General features: G+C 38.6%; 22 protein-coding genes. 4 read left to right on the top strand and 18 right to left on the bottom strand.

The genetic code is table 11. The annotated features are described in order from the left end of the window. The first annotated feature begins 145 nt into the window (after positions 1-145). The gene (locus PI85_RS19385; protein WP_036125234.1) at positions 146-355 is read left to right on the top strand and encodes a hypothetical protein; all 210 of its coding nucleotides are present in this window, start codon (positions 146-148) and stop codon (positions 353-355) included. A gap of 27 nt (positions 356-382) precedes the next feature. Here PI85_RS19385 and PI85_RS19380 read toward each other — a convergent pair whose 3' ends face one another. From PI85_RS19380 to PI85_RS19340, 9 genes are all read right to left on the bottom strand, one after another. Then, positions 383-1,948 carry an amidohydrolase gene (locus PI85_RS19380; protein ID WP_036125231.1) on the bottom strand — a complete coding sequence of 522 codons (1,566 nt, stop codon included), beginning with the start codon at positions 1,946-1,948 and terminating at the stop codon, positions 383-385. An 18-nt stretch (positions 1,949-1,966) separates the two neighbouring features. Continuing rightward, entirely contained in the window at positions 1,967-2,518 is a 552-nt protein-coding gene (locus tag PI85_RS19375) for a biotin transporter BioY (RefSeq protein WP_008175833.1), read from the bottom strand. 148 nt (positions 2,519-2,666) lie between these two features. Then, complete coding sequence (locus tag PI85_RS19370; protein ID WP_036125228.1) at positions 2,667-3,329, bottom strand: TIGR04104 family putative zinc finger protein; 663 nt, start codon at positions 3,327-3,329, stop codon at positions 2,667-2,669. After that, positions 3,316-3,834, bottom strand: a complete 519-nt coding sequence (locus tag PI85_RS19365; RefSeq protein ID WP_036125225.1) for a sigma-70 family RNA polymerase sigma factor — start codon at positions 3,832-3,834, stop codon at positions 3,316-3,318. Before PI85_RS19365 ends, PI85_RS19370 begins: the two co-directional genes overlap by 14 nt. Positions 3,835-3,958: 124 nt before the next feature. After that, positions 3,959-4,717, bottom strand: a complete 759-nt coding sequence (locus tag PI85_RS19360; RefSeq protein WP_036125224.1) for an ABC transporter ATP-binding protein — start codon at positions 4,715-4,717, stop codon at positions 3,959-3,961. Positions 4,718-4,720: 3 nt separating this feature from the next. Then, positions 4,721-7,039, bottom strand: coding sequence for an ABC transporter permease (locus tag PI85_RS19355; RefSeq protein ID WP_036125223.1), 2,319 nt, complete (start codon positions 7,037-7,039; stop codon positions 4,721-4,723). Positions 7,040-7,077: 38 nt separating this feature from the next. Next, on the bottom strand, positions 7,078-7,725 hold the full coding sequence (locus PI85_RS19350) for a TetR/AcrR family transcriptional regulator (RefSeq protein ID WP_036125222.1): 648 nt from the start codon (positions 7,723-7,725) through the stop codon (positions 7,078-7,080). 188 nt (positions 7,726-7,913) lie between these two features. Then, the gene (locus PI85_RS19345; RefSeq protein WP_008175824.1) at positions 7,914-8,126 is read right to left on the bottom strand and encodes a helix-turn-helix transcriptional regulator; all 213 of its coding nucleotides are present in this window, start codon (positions 8,124-8,126) and stop codon (positions 7,914-7,916) included. A gap of 10 nt (positions 8,127-8,136) precedes the next feature. Beyond that, on the bottom strand, positions 8,137-8,607 hold the full coding sequence (locus tag PI85_RS19340) for a DUF2975 domain-containing protein (protein WP_036125221.1): 471 nt from the start codon (positions 8,605-8,607) through the stop codon (positions 8,137-8,139). Positions 8,608-8,773: 166 nt separating this feature from the next. Between PI85_RS19340 and PI85_RS19335 the strand changes: the two genes are divergently transcribed. Further along, complete coding sequence (locus PI85_RS19335) at positions 8,774-9,328, top strand: GNAT family N-acetyltransferase (RefSeq protein WP_036125220.1); 555 nt, start codon at positions 8,774-8,776, stop codon at positions 9,326-9,328. 46 nt (positions 9,329-9,374) lie between these two features. Here PI85_RS19335 and PI85_RS19330 read toward each other — a convergent pair whose 3' ends face one another. The 3 genes from PI85_RS19330 to PI85_RS19320 all read right to left on the bottom strand — a co-directional run bounded on the left by PI85_RS19330 (position 9,375) and on the right by PI85_RS19320 (position 12,746). Further along, positions 9,375-10,823: a GGDEF domain-containing protein gene (locus PI85_RS19330; protein ID WP_036125219.1), complete on the bottom strand. Its 1,449-nt coding sequence runs from the start codon at positions 10,821-10,823 to the stop codon at positions 9,375-9,377. 233 nt (positions 10,824-11,056) lie between these two features. Further along, positions 11,057-12,247 (bottom strand): hypothetical protein, encoded by a 1,191-nt coding sequence (locus PI85_RS19325; protein WP_036125216.1) that lies wholly within the window; start codon positions 12,245-12,247, stop codon positions 11,057-11,059. Continuing rightward, positions 12,240-12,746 carry a sigma-70 family RNA polymerase sigma factor gene (locus tag PI85_RS19320; RefSeq protein ID WP_036125214.1) on the bottom strand — a complete coding sequence of 169 codons (507 nt, stop codon included), beginning with the start codon at positions 12,744-12,746 and terminating at the stop codon, positions 12,240-12,242. Before PI85_RS19320 ends, PI85_RS19325 begins: the two co-directional genes overlap by 8 nt. A gap of 115 nt (positions 12,747-12,861) precedes the next feature. Between PI85_RS19320 and PI85_RS19315 the strand changes: the two genes are divergently transcribed. Both PI85_RS19315 and PI85_RS19310 read left to right on the top strand, forming a co-directional pair. Beyond that, complete coding sequence (locus PI85_RS19315) at positions 12,862-13,302, top strand: MerR family transcriptional regulator (RefSeq protein ID WP_025114892.1); 441 nt, start codon at positions 12,862-12,864, stop codon at positions 13,300-13,302. After that, complete coding sequence (locus PI85_RS19310; protein WP_036125213.1) at positions 13,289-13,642, top strand: DUF4260 domain-containing protein; 354 nt, start codon at positions 13,289-13,291, stop codon at positions 13,640-13,642. Before PI85_RS19315 ends, PI85_RS19310 begins: the two co-directional genes overlap by 14 nt. 176 nt (positions 13,643-13,818) lie before the next feature. Here PI85_RS19310 and PI85_RS19305 read toward each other — a convergent pair whose 3' ends face one another. The 6 genes from PI85_RS19305 to PI85_RS19280 form a co-directional block, all read right to left on the bottom strand. Further along, positions 13,819-14,040: a hypothetical protein gene (locus PI85_RS19305; protein ID WP_036125212.1), complete on the bottom strand. Its 222-nt coding sequence runs from the start codon at positions 14,038-14,040 to the stop codon at positions 13,819-13,821. 9 nt (positions 14,041-14,049) lie between these two features. Next, a complete protein-coding gene (locus PI85_RS19300; RefSeq protein WP_036125211.1) occupies positions 14,050-15,120 on the bottom strand; it encodes an outer membrane lipoprotein-sorting protein in 1,071 nt (356 codons plus the stop codon). Between the two features lie 7 nt (positions 15,121-15,127). After that, complete coding sequence (locus PI85_RS19295; RefSeq protein ID WP_036125209.1) at positions 15,128-16,567, bottom strand: HAMP domain-containing sensor histidine kinase; 1,440 nt, start codon at positions 16,565-16,567, stop codon at positions 15,128-15,130. Then, positions 16,564-17,262, bottom strand: coding sequence for a response regulator transcription factor (locus tag PI85_RS19290; protein WP_036125206.1), 699 nt, complete (start codon positions 17,260-17,262; stop codon positions 16,564-16,566). The genes PI85_RS19295 and PI85_RS19290 overlap by 4 nt, the downstream gene beginning before the upstream one ends. Before the next feature lie 220 nt (positions 17,263-17,482). Further along, a complete protein-coding gene (locus PI85_RS19285) occupies positions 17,483-18,499 on the bottom strand; it encodes an inorganic phosphate transporter (RefSeq protein ID WP_008175807.1) in 1,017 nt (338 codons plus the stop codon). A 15-nt stretch (positions 18,500-18,514) separates the two neighbouring features. Next, on the bottom strand, positions 18,515-19,135 hold the full coding sequence (locus PI85_RS19280; RefSeq protein WP_008175806.1) for a DUF47 domain-containing protein: 621 nt from the start codon (positions 19,133-19,135) through the stop codon (positions 18,515-18,517). Positions 19,136-19,467: the final 332 nt, after the last annotated feature.

Here is a 19,467-nt window from a genome sequence, read left to right as displayed (position 1 = left end):
ATAAAATAGCAATTTGTTCAAGTATCCTATGCAGCTTGGAGAGAAAAGATTTGTGTATTTATCGTGACGTTCTCCATTTTCTTGAAACTTTTCTCGAAGCTATCCTGTATATAACTAGATACCCCGTAGCGAAAGGAGCGCAAACATGAAATTCGACATTGGCGATATGCTTAGTACAACGGTTCTTCTATGCCTGTTTTTAGCTATCTTTTTCGGCATGATACGTATGATTAAAAAAATGAAAGCAACGATTCCTGTGCCTCCTCCACCAACCATGCAACAGCAAGTAGAGGACTTAACCAAACGAGTAACAAGCTTAGAACACGAAGTAAATAATTTTGCGAATAAGAAATAACTAAAAAAATCGCTGCAAGGTTTCCCTTCAGCGATTTTCATATACAATCTTTCCATCTACCACAGTACAAAACACTTCAATATGAGGTAGTTGCTCTATAGCCACAGTGAAAATATCTTCTTTTAAAATCGTAAAATCGGCTGTATAGCCTTCTGCAATTTTACCACGACTGTGCTGCTGACCAATGATTTCAGCCGCTCCTCCTGTATACAAATGGACCGCTTCGAAACGAGAAACTTTCTCCTTAGGATTATAGCCATCATGTTTTTCTCCCACATTGCATCTTGTGACAGCAGCATAGATTCCGATTAATGGATTCGGTACTTCAATCGGCGCGTCACTACCACCAGCAACCACAAGTCCACGGTCAAGAAGTGACTTTAAAGGATGTAAGCCTAGAGCGCGCTCTTCTCCAAGCTTCAATAGCTCAGCGTCATACTCCCCCTGAACAAATTGCGGTTGCATATCGATAGCAACAGGCAATTCAGCTAGTTTAGTTAATATGCCCTCATCGACCAAGCTACAATGGATCACCCGATCAAGCTGATCAGCCTGTGGTGGATATGCCGCAAAAACATCTAAAATCAGTTCGATAGCTAAATCTCCGATTGCATGGACGGCAACAGTTTGTCCATATTGACGAGCTAGCTGCACATACTTCGTTAATTGCTCTGTCGTATGAATAAGCATTCCTGTATTGTCTGGATCATCATTGTATGGTTGCCGTAGTGCTGCCGTTCTTCCGCCAAAGGCTCCATCTATAAAGATTTTCATGGCACCGAACTCCAAGAAAGGCGAGGAAGTAGTATCCAACTTTTCTACCTCTTCAAATACGGTATGATGCTGCAATAAATGAACTTTGAAAGATTGCTGAGATTCCACTATTTTACGGTAGGCTTGAATGGGTTGACTTGGCGGTCCGTAATAACTTAAATCTTCCGAATGACCTCCCACTAAACCATATGCTTGTAAGGAGGCCACCGCTTTCACTAAAGCATCCTCTATATACGCAGGTGTAATATGGGGCATCTGATTGACCACTAAATATAACGCCGCATCCTTTAATACGCCTGTGAGCTGACCATCCATTTTTTCAATGATTCCCCCCTCTGGTGAAGGCGTATCATTGGTAATCCCTGCAAAAGCAAGTGCCTTAGAATTAGCTAATATTAAATGGTGACAGCTACGCTTTATGATTAAATAGGCTTCACCAAGCGCATCCAGTTCTGCTAAAGTTGGGAAAATGGGCTTTTCAAATTGGTTTTCATTTAATCCAATCGCTATCACCCATTCTTTGGGCGATGCCTTGGACATACGCTCTTGAAGCTTTTCTAGTAACGCCTCTTTACTCGTAATAGCTGATACATCAATATGTTTTAATTTTTCCCCGTAACCAATAATATGTAAATGACTATCTACAAAACCTGGATACATGACATTGCCTTGTAAATGTCGAGTAGAAGTAGCTAATGGCGACAAGCTCTCCACTGAGCCTGTCGCCACAATTTCCCCATCTTCTTCAAGGACTGCTTCTACTGTTTCACCAACCTGAGCCATCGTGTAAATCTTTCCACCTGTCCATAATGTTGCCAAAACAATTCCCCCTATGTCCTATGCTATTGCTTCAATTAAATGTGCTCTTTCTAAGCGGCGACGGACAATCACACCAATCCATGCTGCCATTACCGCTTTGACAATCCCTACTACTATAAATGGTGCAGTACCACCCAAGAAGGCTGCTGTCCATGTATAATCTGCTACGATTTTTAACCATACCGTCCCAAATGATAACGTAATAATCATACCGATGATATTCGCAATAATTGCTTGGGTAAATGTAATACCAAATTTATCTAAGTATAAGCCCATAATAATCGCTGTGGCAAGGAATCCTACAATATATCCCCCTGTTGGACCGACTAAAATTCCTAGACCTCCAGACATTCCACTAAACACTGGTAAACCAGCTGCTCCTAGTAAAATATATAATAGAACAGATAATGTTCCTAGTCTTGTCCCTAAAATAGTCACGACAATGCCGACTGCTAAAGTTTGTCCTGTAATTGGAATTAGAGGTAGTGGAATAGTCACCTGTGCCAGAACAGCAATAATCGCTGCCCCAAATGCTGCTAACACATATTGATATGTACTTCCTTTTTTCAATGTAAAAAGCCTCCCTTTGCTATACGTTAACTAATAATAAAAATAAGTTAACACAAAGATAAAGCAAATGAAAACGCTTGTCAATGTATTTTGGTGTAAAAAAAAGAAATTGCTAGATAACTATCGCAATTTCTCTTCGGTATTATTATTACCATAAAGGTTCATTCATAGAATCCTTGTTTTGTAGCTTAAAGACATATGGCACGACTTGATAAAGAAAAATCAGCACCCCTACTAGAAAGAAAATAAAACCGATGAAGTAATTATGAAATACATGTTGCAACATAATGAATAGTGGTATCGGCATTGAAAGCATGCCCCCTAATTGCATGGATTTTTTCGTACGATACTGTTTTTGGCCACAATGAGGGCACACAATTTCTCCATTTTTGCGATACAATTTGCGTGCTTCCTTTTCAGACCAGCTCTCCCCGCATTCTATACAAATAGGAAGTCCATATCCTTTTTTTAGTAATACACGCTTGACAATAAAAGCAGCACCGATAAAAAAGCCCAACAACAAAATTCCTCGAACATAATCAGAATTGAAAATTGTCCACCAGCTCCAGGCATCGGACTGTATAGTTGCTGCTTGGTGACCTGTGGTGCGCTGTCCCTTCTGCTCTGTTAAAAGATAACTAAAACTAATGACCAATACAGTAAAGGTCGCGAGTACGACGCGGTACGTCCATTGATTACCTACTTTATGCTTTTCTTTCCTTCTAGCCTTTTCTGCGATGAGTTGTTTACGCTCCCCCGAAAATTTTACATCTTGTAGTTCCTTTAATAGCTCTTCTTTAAATTGATTCATGACGTAGCACCTCCCAATCAAAGTCACCGATTGCTGTTGCCAGCTGTTTACGCGCTCGTTGTAGCCTTGTACGAATTGTCGCTTCTGGGCATCGGACAAGCTGTGCAATCTCTACAGTTGTCATCTCCTCAAAATAATACAAAATTAGAACCTCACGATAAGCTACCGATAACGTAAATAACGCCTCTGTCAGCTCTTGTTTGACCGACTTCTCGAGCACTTTCTTCTCTGGTGTAATCGCCGTTGTGCGGCCCGCAATCTTTTCAAATAATGTCAGGCGTTTACTTTTCCAGCTCCGTAAATAATCATGGCTCCGATTGACTGTCATTTTTACTAAATATGTACGCAATGATGCTTGCTGGCGAAACTGCTCCTGCTTTTGATAAAAAGCTATGAACACATCCTGCACAATATCTTCCGCTGTCGCTTTATTCTTCACATATAAATAGGCGACCTTTAGTAAGTAATCCCCATGCTCCTCGATCACTTGTTCAATATCCATCATGGCTCTCACCTACTTTCTTATACTACTGACGGACGCCATTGCCAATGCGATTCATTTTTTCTAAAAAAAATAAAAAATCCGCAACGGCTACTGCCAAGTCATTGCGGATTTTTTGAATTCACTATTAAATACCAATTTCTCGCATCGTTGTTGCTACTTTTGCCATTCGATCATCCAAATCTTTACCGATAAATGGTGGTAAACGCAATTCACTGATTATAGAACCATCACTCATAAAGAGAATACGCTCCGTTCGTGCAGCTATTTTCGGATCATGTGTCACAAGCATAACCGTTGTACCTTCTTGATTGATAGAGGCTAGAATATCCATAATTTCCTGGGCAGACATTGAATTCAAGGCGCCTGTTGGTTCATCACCAAAAATCATCGATGGACTACTAATTAAAGCACGGCAAATGCCTGCCCGCTGAAGCTGGCCACCTGAAACCTGCGTAATATTACGCTTTGCTAAGTCTGCAATCCCTACTTTTTTCATGATGCTCTGTGCTTTTTCCGTTAATGCATCCACATTTTTTCGCTGATCACGTACTGCGGGTAATACTATATTATCAAGGATATTTAAGCTTTTAAGAAAGGTTGGCTGTTGAAACACAAAGCCCATCCGCGTTCGGCGGAGCTCAGCTAGCTCCTTGTCATGAAGTGTTGCTACATCCACTCCATCAAAAGAAACCCGACCATGATCAATGCTATCCATACCACTAAGAGCATACAGTAAGGTTGATTTGCCACAACCCGAGGGACCCATAATAGAAACGAACTCGCCTTCATATAAATCGATGGATACAGCCTTTAAAACCTCATGTCTTTCTGTTCCGACCTGAAATGACTTGACTATTTGTTCACCAGTCACAAGTTTTTTCATGTTCTACTCCTTTATATAATCCATTATTTTTAATTGTCCCGCCTTAACAGTCCCAATAAGCGTTGCTAGAAGTACAACGCATAGGAGGGCTAATGGGCAAAAAACATAGGCAGCTAGTGGATTAATGATAAAATTAAATGAAGCTGCACCAAAGGATGCAATGACCGTGGTCGTCAGAAATTCCCCTAATGTGTTGGCGAGAAATGTCCCCGCAAAAATAGCCAGCATTAAGACAACAACTGATCGTGCTGCATATTGTATGGAAATATCGACGTTTGTAAAGCCAATCGTTTTCAAGATAGCGATGGGAGATCGATCCTTTGCAATCAGCATTTTCATAAATAACAGTGTCACCAGCACACACATAAAGAGAGCTACTATAAGTGCTGCACTCGCTACTTGCTTCATGGAGCTGATGGTCGTTCCAAATGTTTGATAAATATATTCATCAATGCCTGAAACCTTGGCAAAAAGGAAGCTATCTGCATACTCCGCAACCTTTTTTTCGACTTCCGATTGTTTTGATAGCGAACCATAGAAGACATCCCACATACTTTCAGAGGATTCATCAAAGAATGCTGCCTTCGCTGTTTTCCCACCATTTGTAATATCCGAATAGATGCCACTCACAGTTAAGCTTTTCGTTTCACCTTGGATGATCAGTAAAATCGTATCGCCCACTTTTTTTTGAAGCTCCTCCGCATTAAGAACAGAAAGTGCTATTTCATCCTGAGCTACCGGCGCACTCCCTTGCGCATATTCTACTGGGAAAACGGTATGGTCGCCCAACTCAATTTTTAGACTTTCTTCCACGCCATCATTTGTAATGGTTGTAAACTTTTTCGTCGTCAGAGCCGTATAATCCGTAATATCTTCATCACGCTCTAGTGTTTTGACCACAGCTGTTACATGCTGAGCATGTAGGTTGCCTTGCGGGATATCTATGCGGATATCGCTATTGCCAATCCCCATATACGTAATAAAATTTTTGGAGGAAATGGTATGGTATAAATTTTGAGGCACAATAATAATAAAAGTTGCTACTATGAAGACAGTGAGCATTGTGGCATATAAACCTTTACGGGAAAGCACATCCTTCACGCCTAAAAAGAGATTGATTGGGAGCCTTTTATTGGAGCTAATATTTAGCCACTTCACATGTTTTCCTTTACTTTGTATCGCGCCAAATCGGATAGCCTGAACAGCCGAAAGCTTACGAAACTGTTTCAATAAAAATTGTACATAAATTAGTATAGAAGCAAATACTAGGGCCAGACCGATAATAGTGAATAGCCAGACCAATGATGTTTTCGCTGTATCCCCCATATATAGACGGATATTGGCTAAAAGAATATCCCTCACCATAAAGGAAAGAATAAAGCCAAGCATACAGCCAAATGCCGCTATTACACCATATTTAGCAAAATACATTTTCTGAATATCTGAAACACGTATACCAATGGCCTTCATTACACCAATTTCACGATAATCCTCTTCCATTTTAGTTAGCAATGTAAAACGGATACACATAAATGCAATGACCACCACGAGGACGCTGATTAATAAAATAACAGCGATCATCAAACCATCCGATATGGCATTTAGCATTTTGAAAAGCGGCCATGTAATCGTTGGTCCGTTCGCTTCTAATTGTGCTCGATGATAGTCCTCTTCAAAGCTTCTTAAATCAGCCAAATCTTTCAAACGAAACTCTATTAAATATTCAATAGTGCCGGCTGCTTGAATCGCTGCATAATCCTCTTCACTCACGAGGAATCGCTTGGACGATGCTAACATGGAATTCATTTGCGAATCCCGTAAAAAACCTGCAACCGTAAATGGCTTATTATGGACCATCACTGTATCACCTAGCTTGGCTGTGCCGTCCTTCATATAGCCTACAGGTACATAAATGTCTCCGTTATCCGCTTCAATCACATGGCCATCAAGGTCTAGTAAAAAATCAAATTTCTCACTTTGCGTAGTCAACCCATTGTCCTGAACATTTTGTGCAAGTGTGTTGCCTGCAATGTTGATCTTGGCACCATCTACATTGAGAAATTCGTTGATCTGATATTTATCCACCAGCTCATTTCGCTCGGCAAAGTCAATGAGACGCGCTTGATCGATAGTACCCGAATGCATCTGTAGAAAATGTGATGTTTCCGCTTGCTTTAATAATGTATCAATAGAAGTTGATAAATGAACAATCAGAACGGCCGAAAGCGTAACAAGCATAGCAGCTCCTGCGACAAACAGTGTTATCAAACATGTAATTAGCTTACTATTCGCTATATCATTCCGCACAATTTTGAAATACATAGGTCACCCCTTTGTCAGTTTTAAGACCCTAAGTACAATTATTTCGTCCCGTCTTCCCCTTCATGACCAAACATTTTCATCATGTACAACAAACTACCACTTTCCACGCCAAGCATTCTCTCCACATTGAAGATAAATGCTGGGACACGAGCAGCCCGTTCTTCATCTGACAACAACACCAAATCATCATCGAAAACGGTATTTGTATAGGCAACAATCATCTCCATGCATTCGTATGGGTACGGTGTATGATAAATTCCTTGTTCAATACCCTCACGGATAATACTCGTCAATAATGGCGGTACTTGATTCATAACCACCTGCTGTATTTTTCGATGCATTAATGCATTTTGTGGCTTATGAATATGGTCCATAATTTCCTGACCATTTTCATTCTGCATATTTAATGCCATCACAACCCTCAATATGCGCTCATTCACCGCAAAGCTACTATCCCCTGCCACTGCCCTTGCCTTCGTTAACATCGTTTCCGTATAACGTTCGATGAGGGCATCCATAATATCTTCCTTGGATTTAAAATGATAATAAAGAGTACCACGTGCAATCCCTACTTTTTCAAGAATATTATTTGTGCTAGTGCCATCAAATCCCTTCTGCGTAAACAGTTCATCTGCTGCATCTAAAATTTCATTTCTACGTTCTTCTGCCTTTTTCATTTCCCTCATCTTAACAACCCCCCGCAATAGACCGACAGACTGTCGAATTATTTTAGCTTTATCGTAGCACAACTATATTCCATTTGGCAATATTTTCTACAGCCTTTTTTCAATAAAAAAGCTATCTCGTTCCCATACCCACCAAGAAAAAACGACAAAAGCCATCGAGAGAGCTCGATGGCTTTTACCTACAGTCTTTATTCTTCGTTCCTTTTATATTCTAAAATATCCCCTGGCTGACATTCTAATGCCTCACAAATCGCCTCTAACGTTGAAAAGCGAATCGCTTTCGCCTTACCATTTTTCAATATAGAAAGATTCGCCATCGTTATGCCAACCTTCTCTGAAAGTTCTGTTACACTCATTTTCCGTTTTGCCAACATGACATCAATATTGATAATCATCGCCATAGTATTCACCTCAAACCGTTAAATCATTTTCTGATTTGATATCGATGGCATTTTTTAGAAGCTTTTGAAGAACAGCAGCAAAAACTGCAACTACAAAAGAAGCACCAATAATGACCATTCCAATAAGTATAAGACCTGGGGCATCGTCTACTTCCGCAGCATAGTATATCAGTGGCATGCCAACCACGTAAACACTACTAATGACAATTGCACAATATTTAATTTTAATTAAAGCCTTCACTGATAGCTCTGAAAATGCAATGTTTTGATCAATATAGCTTAGCAGCTTAATCGTCGTATATAGAGCAACAAAATAAGCGATTGCCGTTGCATAGACGCCAAGTAATGCAGCAATGGTTAAGACCGGTGAATGCTGAGCTGTGTCTAAAGCAACACGTGGCACCACCCATATACATAAGGCAAAAACCGGCAACCCCATTAGAAAAACAGCGATCTTTAAAAAGAGCGTTTCCCGTTTCATATTACGCACCTCTTTTATTTAATATCCTGTTCAATTTACCATATAATTTATCGATTTACAATAAATTTTTATCTAATTTCATGATATTAATAATATCCATTATTTGGTTTATTTTTCTTTTTATTGTGCTATAATCATTTTTACCATGGTTGAAGGGGGTATTTCAATGAATGACCAAGCTGCAGAAAAAACAATAGAAACAGAGCGTCTCATGCTCCGGCTATTTACAGAAGCGGATGCACCTGAAGTAAGTGCATTGTGTAATAATTTTGCCCTATATAAAAGTACGTTAAATTTACCTTATCCCTATACGTTAGACTGTGCATTGTCATGGATTTCCACTCACCAACAAAATTTTGAGCAAGAGCAGCTCTATGAATTTGCCATAACGGACAAACAAAGTGGGCAATTATATGGGGCCATTGGACTGTCAAATCGTCAGCAACACCAAAATGGAGAAATAGCTTATTGGATTGGTGAGCCATATTGGGGAAATGGCTATGGAACAGAAGCTGCCAGTGCCATCATTGAATTTGCTTTTAAGGAAAAACAGTATCATCGTGTTTATGCGCAGTATTTTCTTTCCAATCCCGCCTCTGGCAAAATCATGGAGAAGTGTGGCATGCAGTATGAGGGAACGTTAAAGGATCATGTTTTTAAAAACGGTACTTTTGAAGATATCGTATTTTACGGCATTATTAACCCTTACTGTAGCTTGTAAACGTACATGAAAGAGGCACCTCGGATAAAGTCATGCCTCTTTCTCTTTAAATACCATTTCCCACATCACAATAATGGTTATAGTGTGTAATTTGGTTGCGTCCATTACGCTTCGACTTGTAAAGCGCTTCATCCGCATGTTGGATAAGCTCCTCCACTATCTTTATCTTGCCAAAATCATTAGTACTAACACCAATACTAAATTCCAATTGAACTGTTTCACCATTCACCGTAAGTGACAAAGCCGTTAAGGTTTGATAAAGGTTGTCGGCCAATGTTTGCACCGTTTCCCCCTCTTTTACTTGACTGAGGATTATAAACTCATCTCCACCAAAACGTGCGACAATCGATTCAAAGGGTTGAAAATAATCTTGCAATGTTTTAGCGGTATTCGTTAATGCATCGTCTCCAAATAGATGACCATTCATATCATTAATTTCTTTAAAATGGTCTAAATCCACCATCATTAACGCTAATTGCTGATTATCTTCAGCTGCTTTTTCGAGCATCCTCTTTGCATTTTCATCAAAATAACGTCGATTGTAAATATTCGTTAGCGGATCGAAATAAGCATTTTTTTCAAATTGCTTCTTATGATCGTTATACTCCATTTCAAATAATACATGAGAGTAATTTTCACGTTGAATTTCTAACAAAATATTAATATATTCTTTCTGAACTGCACATAAAACAATTTTATTGCCCTGATCCTCTATAAGCTTCACTAATGAATTATAGATGATTTGAAGCAAAGACAGATCATTGTTTTGCAAAGCATAATGTTTAGTCTTTTGATATAAATCAATAGCTTCACTTACGCGTCCCTGTCGTTCACAGAGAATGGCATAGGCATTGAAAACCTCTAATTGTACTTTTGAATAGGGCGGGTTATGAATCGTGGCTAGTAGTTCTTGTAATAGTACATTGGCCTCATCAAACTCATCCAGCCATATAAGTGATACTGCTAGGTTTGTTTTCGGATACATAATTCCTGTATAAGGCTCTTTATGCTGCACTTCAAACGCATTCGAGTAATAAAGACTTTTTAAGGCGAATTCCTTGGCTGTACGATAATTGCCCATCGATATTTCCAAATCGCTTAGATTATTATAAATTTTCCCCAAGCTCTCCACATGTTGAATAGATTCAGCAATTTTTAAGCCCTTTAGCATCAGCTCTTCAGATTTCTTTAAGTGACCAAATGTCCCCCAATAAATCGCGGCTATATTATAATACTGAATGAGGTCAATATCATTGCCATGTTGAAAAGTTAGCTCACGATATTGTTCAAGTACACTAATTGATAGCTGTAAATCACCTGTTTGAAAATAACTGGCACAGCTATAGCGTAATAAAAGGATTGCCTTATCATACATTCCAAGCTTAATGGCACTTTCGATTGCGGCACTACTTATTTCTATATATTCTAAAAAACGATCCGCGTTATATAATTCATTGAGCGTAATCCATAATTCTTCAAATTCTTGTACGTTCATACCGCTCCCCCTTATCTTCAACCTTACTTCTTTAATACTACCTGCACGAATAAAATATTACAATTCTTTGGACTCATTTATTTTTACAAAATTAAGCAATTAATACTAGACAAATAAATTATTGTGTATATTATCCTACGTTACTAATTTTATATTTTTATGGTAAATTTAACATAGTACTTTCACTATAATTTTCTCGCTAACAAAAAACAAGCCTCTTTCACGGAGACTTGTTAAGATTCTTCTATACTTAGTAATTCTTTTAATTTCTTGGCCTTTTCGGAGCTTAATTTAATTTCTCCACTCCCTATCTTTTGTAGATACAGCGAACCTCCATAGCCTTTCCATATTTCAATACGCACCCCTTCCACCTGAAGGGAGTAATCAGGGGGCCTTCTCATATAGTCTGCCGTCTGCCAGGGCATATCCTGCAAGAATTCAGCTACTTCTTGTTCATTTTGCAAATTTAGCTCCACAGTGACATCAGGCTCTAATACCTCCACATCGTTTAATAAGCCATATTTTCGGACAATCCCATTTTCCTCGATGCTACCCGTTTCAGTCGAATGGAGGGTAATATAGTCCCCTTGTTCTACAGGAAAATCAGCTAATACAGGGTACCAATCAGCTTGCTCATACTTTTCCTCCAACTGTTTTTCTGTCATATGATCGAGATCTTTTGGAATAATGCCTTCGATAAATAAAAAGATATTTGACTCAACCTTTGCAACGGTTCCCACTAAAGAGGTGCCAGATGTACTAGAACGATCCACGATGTTATTTTCCTTTTGAAAGGCCGTCGCCTGTTCAGCAAAATTCATTTGGAAATACCGAATAGCCTCAATATCTGCTACGCCTTTATAGGCATAAAAAGTTGGATATTTTTCCTTATACATCGCGTAGAGCTTCGTTCTAGCTAGATACATCGGCAGGAGAGGTTCCATATAAACATCCACATATTTACTCGGTTCTACTCCTTGAAAAAACGCTTTATTTTTAGGTGATTGCTGTAGCATTTCCATTTGCTCAACGAAGTTTTTCCTCTCCGTCTCAAGTTCATCCTTCGTATAGGTAATTCCTAATGACTCTGCAAAATAGTATGCGGCAACAAGCCTCTCATACGAACGATAAGCCTCTTCTTTATAAAATTCCTTGTTTTGATTGGGCCACATCATTTGGGTTATACGCTCAAAATGATCGAGCTGTGTTTCATGAAACCATGTAGTCGTCTGTGTCTTTTCTTTCTCTAACAGCTGTACCAGTATAAACCCTGCCACACATAGGGTGAGCACGACCGATAAAAGTGTGAATCGATAAGGCTTCTTGTTAGAATTCCTAGGATGTAGCACATGTTGTTTAACACGTTCTTTGCTACTCGTCATATCCCCCGTTACTTTCACCAATTCTTTGTGTACTTTATTCATCCTTTAGCACCTCCCATTCCTCCTGCTTTAGATAGGACTTTAATGCCTCCCTTGCCCGTCTCAGCCTTGTTTTCACCGTATTTTCTGAAATCCTTAATAATCGGGCAATGTCATGTATTTTCATTTCTTCAAAATAATAAAGAACAATCGGCTCTCGATACAGAAGTGATAACTTTAATATTGCCGCTCCCACAGAGGAACGTTCCTCCGCCACGACTAGCTCATCACGCTGTTTATTCCACTTCATAGGAAACACTTTTTCTTGTACAAGTAGTTTTTTATAATGCCAGCTTTTTAAATAATCCTTGCTACGATTAATCGTTAAAGTGGATAAAAAAGCGCGTAGCTGCCCACGTTCCTCATAATTACACTGAGAAAATTTAATAAAAACCTCCTGTACAATATCCTCCGCTGTTTGTCGGTTCTTTACGTAAAAATAAGCGAGACGCAATAAATGCTCTCCATGTTCATCAATGATTTGTTCAAGTATGCCACCCACCTCCCCCTCTTACACAATAAACGATTCCCAATGTATCACCGTTTCAAATTTTTTCTAAACGTGTATTGACCTTGGAGCATACTCCAATGTTAGGATAATTGTAGGAGGTGCTCATATGAAAATTAAACAATTTGCCGAGAAGTTTCAATTATCCACCGATACAGTCCGTTATTACGAAAAAGAAGGACTACTACATCCACAGAAATTAAACAATGGCTACCGTGTGTATGATGGCACATGTGAACAGACCATGAAATTTATTCTCGTCCTACGCCAGCTTGGCTTTACCTTACAAGAAATCAACTATTTACTGACACTCGAAAAAAAACCTATATCCACAGAGTGTAATGAAGAAACGGTACAGTTATTTACTGCAAAGATTGCCCATATTGAACAGCTCATGCACTTTTATCAGCATGCACGACAATCACTACAGCTAACTAAAACATTAATGGCTGATGGACAATTTAAAAACAATCAAGAAAAAATTAATTCACTTATTGAAGATATGTACCAAAATTTACAGGAAGGTCGTGGTTACAATGAAACTACGTAAAATTATCTCGCTAGAATATGTCATTGCCTTTATCTTGACGGTCTTTTTCTATGGGCACTTAGATTTTTCATGGCTATCATTTATTTTATTTTTATTGCTGCCTGATATCACTATGGCCGGTTATATGATTAATTCAAAAATGGGTGCCCTTTGCTATAATACGGGGCATAGCTTCGTCATACCGGCTATCCTACTCGTAATTGGCTTTACGTTTTCCATCCCAACACTACTGATGGTTGCCTTGATTTGGCTGTCACATATTTTCTTAGATCGAGCACTCGGTTATGGCTTAAAATATGATGAAGCCTTTACAAAAACACATTTACAGCAGATTGCATAATGAGCAAGATGAAGCATTAAAAATAGGAGCTTGGGTATCCATGCTCCTTAAGGGATCAATGAACGATCATTTACTTGAATGTCTCCTCTTTTAAATGATGTAAATACGTTAACGTAAAATAGCAAATTTTTACTAGAAGAAGCAGGATTCTCATCCGAGATCCTGCTTCTAACTTTTTATATTAATCGTTTTAACAGTGATTCATAAAGCCCTACCATCAATAATCCAATAAATATCGGAATAAGTGACGTAAAGCTGAAATAAAAGCCTACTTCATCATATTGGCCTGTTAAATGAAATTGTAGCCAAGACACTTGATAGGTATCGCCTACCCCGTATAAAAAAATAGTAGTAAATAAAAACAGTGCAAGACATTTCAACCCTTGTGCTCGTTTCATAGCATCACCTCATTGAACAAGTTCCATTTGTTTTGCATAGCTTACAAGATCCTCTATCGTTAATTCAGGATTTTCGCCAACCATACTATATTGGTAGCCGTTTTCTTGCCAAGCAATCGAACGGAAATTTTTATCATCCATAACCGTTCCTTTTTGTCCTCGAATATCTATCTCTTTTTCATTTAAGATGGGGTCAATTTCAGCGATACTATCATCTGCTTTAAAAATAGTGACGAAAAAAGCTAGCTCCCCATCTAACCCAATGTCAAAAGAATATTCTAGTCGATCCTCTAATCCTTTAACCATTGAAATTTTATCTATAGTAAGACCATTTGTTTGCGGAACCATTAAAAACTTTTCTAGTTGTTGTTTCGCTTCATCCAATGATATTAATTCTGAAGTATCTTCACCGCTAATTTCTTGGATTGTTACATCTTTTGGTAGATCAAGCATAAATTGTTGATCATCAATTTTTTCACCAACATTTATTTTTGAGTATTCAGTGATCATTTGATTACCTGCATTATCTGATTTCATTTTTAACGTCAGCCAAGTTTTTTTGTCAATCCATGCTTCTATATCCCCAAATAATGAATCAGTTTTTTTAGCTTTTGCTACAATTTTATATGTGTCTCTCCCAGCAACCTTCTCTTCACCGGATATTTTAATATCATGTGTATCTTTAACCAAATTAAAAACAAGCTGTACCTCTTCCCTAGGCGATTGCAGTCCGTCTAATTCACCTTGTGGATAAGCCATTTTATAGGCTGTATGTTGAGTGACATCATAACTTATCAGTTCAGAATCAGTTTTGACTGTGATGACATGTTCATCATTGTCCCCTTTCATCTCTATACGTCTATTGCTATTCTTGACCCATTCTTTCACTTGAGCTTTGCCACCTAGCTCCCCCATATCTAGCGTATATTCGCCATAATAGGTAAGTGGTTCCCTCGATTCCTGAAGTGCTTGCTCAATAATTTCTTGCGGTGAATACGATGCCTCCGTATTACAGCCTACTAAACTAAATGTCATGGCAGCGATTAAGCCCGCTGCTCGGCAAGATTTTTTCCAATTCATAGTTCATCTACTCCTTTATAGGTGGTAGCCAGCAGACAACAGCTGTTCCAATATTCTCCCTAGAAAGCAGCTCTACAGTGCCACCATGTTTTTCAATTATTTGTTTCGTAATATTTAAGCCAAGACCTGTTCCTCGTTCTCCAGCCTTTGATCTTGCATGATCCGCTTGATACATGGGCTCGAATAACTTTACAATGTCCTTTTGTGGCAAGCCCTGCCCAACATTCTGCACAATCATATACATACCCTCTTGCTTCGTTAAAGCTGGCTTAAGGAAATCAACCCCCCATTCCGGAAAACTTCCAGCTTTAATTGCCGCTAAACCAATAGATGTACCGATCTCACCATAACGCCATGCATTGCTCAATAAATTATCAATCACGCGCTGAAGTTGTTTAGGGTGCACAGCATACAGCCCAGCTACATCACAGAACACTTCTAATGTAAAACCTTGTTCCTCACATAACGGTTCATAGTCTGACAAAGCCATCTCAAAAAATTCTTCCCCATCAACTGCTACCAGCTCTAATTCATAGCTTGTTGATTGGAGTAATGTAAACATCAATAAATCTTCTAGCATATGCTTCATTCGATCAGCCTTCGTGATGATGACCTGCTGATATTCTTCTTGCTGCTGTTGTGATAAACCATTGTTTAGTAAGGATTCCGCATAGGCTTGAATAGCGGTAAGAGGCGTTTTTAAATCGTGGGAGATACTTGCAATCATCATCTCTTTTTGCTGTTGTTCTACTTTTAAGGAAGCCCGGGCCATTTCAATTTCATGTTGCATCGCCATAAATGTTTGGGAAAGTGAACCAATCTCATCTTTTCTTGAACTTAAATTGGATTCTATATGCTCCCCTTTGGCAAAACTTCGCATTTGATGCATCAGTTCGCTTAATGGTCGATTAAGTTTCCCATTAAGCAACAAAATGACCCCTATATAAATTACTAGAAACAGCAAGATAGTGCCTATAATAACAAGCCACGAACGCTTCTCTACACCTTTTACCCAATCCGTTCTTATTAATTGAATTTCATAGATGCCCAACAAGTCCCCATTGTGATATACAGGCTCCTTGTAGGTAAAGGCGTTGTACGATTGTTGTAAATCATATAAACCTTTAAACATCCGCTCTTTCCATACATAGCCCGATTGTAAAGGGTTAGAGGAATATAAGACAAAACCTGATTTCGTGTAAAGTGTAATCGCTAGCTGCCCATTGGTCAGCTCTTCTATCTCTTCTAAATTTGCATTTTTTTGATATAGTGCTGGATTGTCAACGACTGCTTTTACCTGATTTAGCTCTGTCCATTTATCAAAGTATTCGGCAACATTTTTATCTTGATAATAAGCATTTATCCACACATATAGACTATAAGCACCAGATATGGGCAACACCATGACAATAAAAAAAGTGATAAGTAACCAAGATTTAATTTTCATAATGGTTCACCAATAAAACGGTAACCCTTGCCCCACACAGTTTGAATAAAATATGGATGTTTAACCGAATCCTTAAGCTTTTCTCGCAGTGCCTTAATATGTACTGTGACAGTATGTGTGTCCTCTAAAGTCGTTTGCTGCCAAATATGCTGATATAGTTCCTCTTTCGTAAAGGTTTGATTCGGATTTTTTGCTAATAGATTGACAAGAGCAAATTCCTTTTGAGTTAACGCTATTTCTTGCTGATTAACGCTCACTATTTCTCGTTGCCAATCAATGATTAATCCATTGGCATAGGCAGTCTGCTTTTCTACATCGTCTTGCTTGTTATAGCGTCTCCAGCGTCTAAGATGAGATGCCACCCGAGCCTTTAATTCCTCCAAACTAAACGGCTTTGCAATATAATCGTCCGCTCCCTGCAAGCCCTCCACCTTATCCGCTTCTTCCTTACGAGCACTCATCATAAGGATGGGCACATCACTTTCCCAACGTATATTTTGACAAACCGTAAGACCATCCATTTCTGGTAGCATCCAATCCACCAACACTAAATCAAATGGTTGCTCCTGAAAATCTGCCAGCCCTTCAAGACCCGTAGTGGCCCATGTTACAAGATAGCCCTCTTGCTCCATTGTATCTTTGACAATGCGACCAATAGCTGCATCATCCTCAATCAGTAATAACTTTACCTTCATTCATTCTCCTCCTGCACTAACCTTACTACGGAAAAAACGGTTTTCTCCGAACTTTACACTTTCTTTATATTTAACATAGAACGAATCTGAATTTTGCACAAATGATCGGGGTTTTCCATTTCTTCTGCGCGGGGCTATCCTCACTTTTGCCTTCCAACTCAGCCCCACTTCGTCCCAAACAAAAAAGAATGCACAGTGATTGTGCATTCTTCTGATCAAGCTAGAAAAATAAACTTAAAAAATAGTAAATTAATGCGGCCATTACGGCAGAGATTGGCATAGTGATGACCCATGTTGTGACGATTTTACGGGCCATCCCCCATTTAACGCCTTTGACACGGTGTGCTGTTCCAACACCCATGATAGATGAAGAAATAACATGTGTTGTGGATACTGGTAAGTGAATTAATGTCGCACCAAAGATAATAGAAGCCGAAGCTAAGTCAGCTGCTACTCCATTCACTGGGCGAATTTTCATGATTTTGCCACCCACTGTTTTGATGATTTTATAACCACCTACAGAGGTACCAAGACCCATTGCGGTTGCAGCTGCAAAACGTACCCAGAAAGGAATATCGTCGCCTGTGTGTAATCCACCTGCGATTAAAGCGAGTGTGATAATACCCATCGCTTTTTGGGCATCGTTCGTTCCGTGTGTAAATGATTGTAAGGCCGCTGTTCCGATTTGCATGGTACGGAAGCCTTTATTGGTACGGTATAAATTCATATCTTTAAAGATGACCTTTAATATGGTCATCATTAGGAAACCAGCGGCAAACGCTAGTAGTGGTGAGAAAATCAGTGCTTGTAAGATTTTTATAAATCCAGCATAGTTTAGAATACTGAATCCAGCTGCTGCAATCGCGGCACCTGCTACAGACCCAATTAATGTATGGGAAGAACTTGATGGAATCCCAAAATACCACGTAAGTAAATTCCATGTAATGGCAGATAATAGAGCTGCTAATATAACAACAGAACCTGTGATATCGCCATCATAGGCATTTAAGGTAAACGGGTCCACAATATCTTTTGTTAAGGCTTTGGCTACCCCAACAAATGTAATAGCTCCGACGAAGTTCATAACCGCAGCCATGTAAACCGCTGTACGTGGTTTTAATGCACGGGTTGATACCGACGTTGCAATAGCATTCGCTGTATCATGAAAGCCGTTTATAAAGTCGAACACTAATGCGAATATAACGACTAATATGGTAATTAGTAAGATTGTATCCATTTGTTACACTCCATCTTATGCGTTACGCATAATTATTGTTTCAATTGTGTTTGCCACTGTTTGGCAGCTATCAGCAATATCCTCGAATTGCTCATAAATATCCTTGAAAACAATGAGGCGCATTGGATCTTTTTCTTGAATAAATAACTGTTTCATAGAGGAACGGAAGATTTCATCACATTCGCGTTCATTATCTTTAATTTGAATCGCATGTTTACGCATCTCTACAAGCTTTTTATTATTTAATAGCTCCATGGCTTGTACCATCTCATCAGTGCTCTTCGCAATATATGTTAGGAATTGACGCATTGGCTCCGTTACTTCCGTTAAATTGTACATATTGAAGTGAGCAATACAGCCTTCCATTCCATCAATTACATCGTCCAATTTATTGGCTAAAGCTAAAATATCTTCTCGCTCGATTGGTGTCATAAATGATTTATTCAGCATGACGATAAGCTCATGAATTAATTTATCACCGCTTGTTTCATAATCTTTCATGGTATCGGCAATTTCTTTTAACGCATCTATATCTTGAATATGGGCATTATGTGCATAATAAATTCCCTCATTCACATTTTTAGCGATTTTCAATAATGACTGAAAAAATGGATCTTGCTTGTTTGAGTTGAACATCTTGTTCCTCCTGTAAAATAAAAATTATCAATTTCTGAATCATCATAACAAAACATTTACACAATTCTACAAAATTTTAAACACTTCTATGTTGATTTTACAAAACTGTAATATAAAATTTGCCACATTTATTTTCAGGCTGGTTTCCAAGTTGAAAACGTTGGAAATCAAATAATAAAAATCACTATTTTTTCTTTAAATATGACCGTTTTTTCTGTTATTTTTATAAAAATACTTGAAATAATCTTTTTTCCCCTTATTTATTTACCACATGAAATGTTAAGGAATTGTAAACGATATTTACATTCGAAATAAGTATTTCCTCTGTTATT

Source organism: Lysinibacillus sp. A1 (genome assembly GCF_000801965.1).
GTDB classification, from domain to species: Bacteria; Bacillota; Bacilli; order Bacillales_A; family Planococcaceae; genus Lysinibacillus; species Lysinibacillus fusiformis.
This window is presented reverse-complemented; position numbering and strand designations above follow the sequence as displayed.

Excerpts from the sequence above, each read along its gene's own strand:
- PI85_RS19385 (WP_036125234.1), top strand. The coding sequence starts at position 146 with ATGAAATTCGACATTGGCGATATGCTTAGTACAACGGTTCTTCTATGC.
- PI85_RS19370 (WP_036125228.1), bottom strand. The coding sequence starts at position 3,329 with ATGAATCAATTTAAAGAAGAGCTATTAAAGGAACTACAAGATGTAAAA.
- PI85_RS19365 (WP_036125225.1), bottom strand. The coding sequence starts at position 3,834 with ATGATGGATATTGAACAAGTGATCGAGGAGCATGGGGATTACTTACTA.
- PI85_RS19360 (WP_036125224.1), bottom strand. The coding sequence starts at position 4,717 with ATGAAAAAACTTGTGACTGGTGAACAAATAGTCAAGTCATTTCAGGTC.
- PI85_RS19355 (WP_036125223.1), bottom strand. The coding sequence starts at position 7,039 with ATGTATTTCAAAATTGTGCGGAATGATATAGCGAATAGTAAGCTAATT.
- PI85_RS19350 (WP_036125222.1), bottom strand. The coding sequence starts at position 7,725 with ATGAGGGAAATGAAAAAGGCAGAAGAACGTAGAAATGAAATTTTAGAT.
- PI85_RS19345 (WP_008175824.1), bottom strand. The coding sequence starts at position 8,126 with ATGGCGATGATTATCAATATTGATGTCATGTTGGCAAAACGGAAAATG.
- PI85_RS19340 (WP_036125221.1), bottom strand. The coding sequence starts at position 8,607 with ATGAAACGGGAAACGCTCTTTTTAAAGATCGCTGTTTTTCTAATGGGG.
- PI85_RS19335 (WP_036125220.1), top strand. The coding sequence starts at position 8,774 with ATGAATGACCAAGCTGCAGAAAAAACAATAGAAACAGAGCGTCTCATG.
- PI85_RS19330 (WP_036125219.1), bottom strand. The coding sequence starts at position 10,823 with ATGAACGTACAAGAATTTGAAGAATTATGGATTACGCTCAATGAATTA.
- PI85_RS19325 (WP_036125216.1), bottom strand. The coding sequence starts at position 12,247 with ATGAATAAAGTACACAAAGAATTGGTGAAAGTAACGGGGGATATGACG.
- PI85_RS19315 (WP_025114892.1), top strand. The coding sequence starts at position 12,862 with ATGAAAATTAAACAATTTGCCGAGAAGTTTCAATTATCCACCGATACA.
- PI85_RS19310 (WP_036125213.1), top strand. The coding sequence starts at position 13,289 with ATGAAACTACGTAAAATTATCTCGCTAGAATATGTCATTGCCTTTATC.
- PI85_RS19305 (WP_036125212.1), bottom strand. The coding sequence starts at position 14,040 with ATGAAACGAGCACAAGGGTTGAAATGTCTTGCACTGTTTTTATTTACT.
- PI85_RS19300 (WP_036125211.1), bottom strand. The coding sequence starts at position 15,120 with ATGAATTGGAAAAAATCTTGCCGAGCAGCGGGCTTAATCGCTGCCATG.
- PI85_RS19295 (WP_036125209.1), bottom strand. The coding sequence starts at position 16,567 with ATGAAAATTAAATCTTGGTTACTTATCACTTTTTTTATTGTCATGGTG.
- PI85_RS19290 (WP_036125206.1), bottom strand. The coding sequence starts at position 17,262 with ATGAAGGTAAAGTTATTACTGATTGAGGATGATGCAGCTATTGGTCGC.
- PI85_RS19285 (WP_008175807.1), bottom strand. The coding sequence starts at position 18,499 with ATGGATACAATCTTACTAATTACCATATTAGTCGTTATATTCGCATTA.
- PI85_RS19280 (WP_008175806.1), bottom strand. The coding sequence starts at position 19,135 with ATGTTCAACTCAAACAAGCAAGATCCATTTTTTCAGTCATTATTGAAA.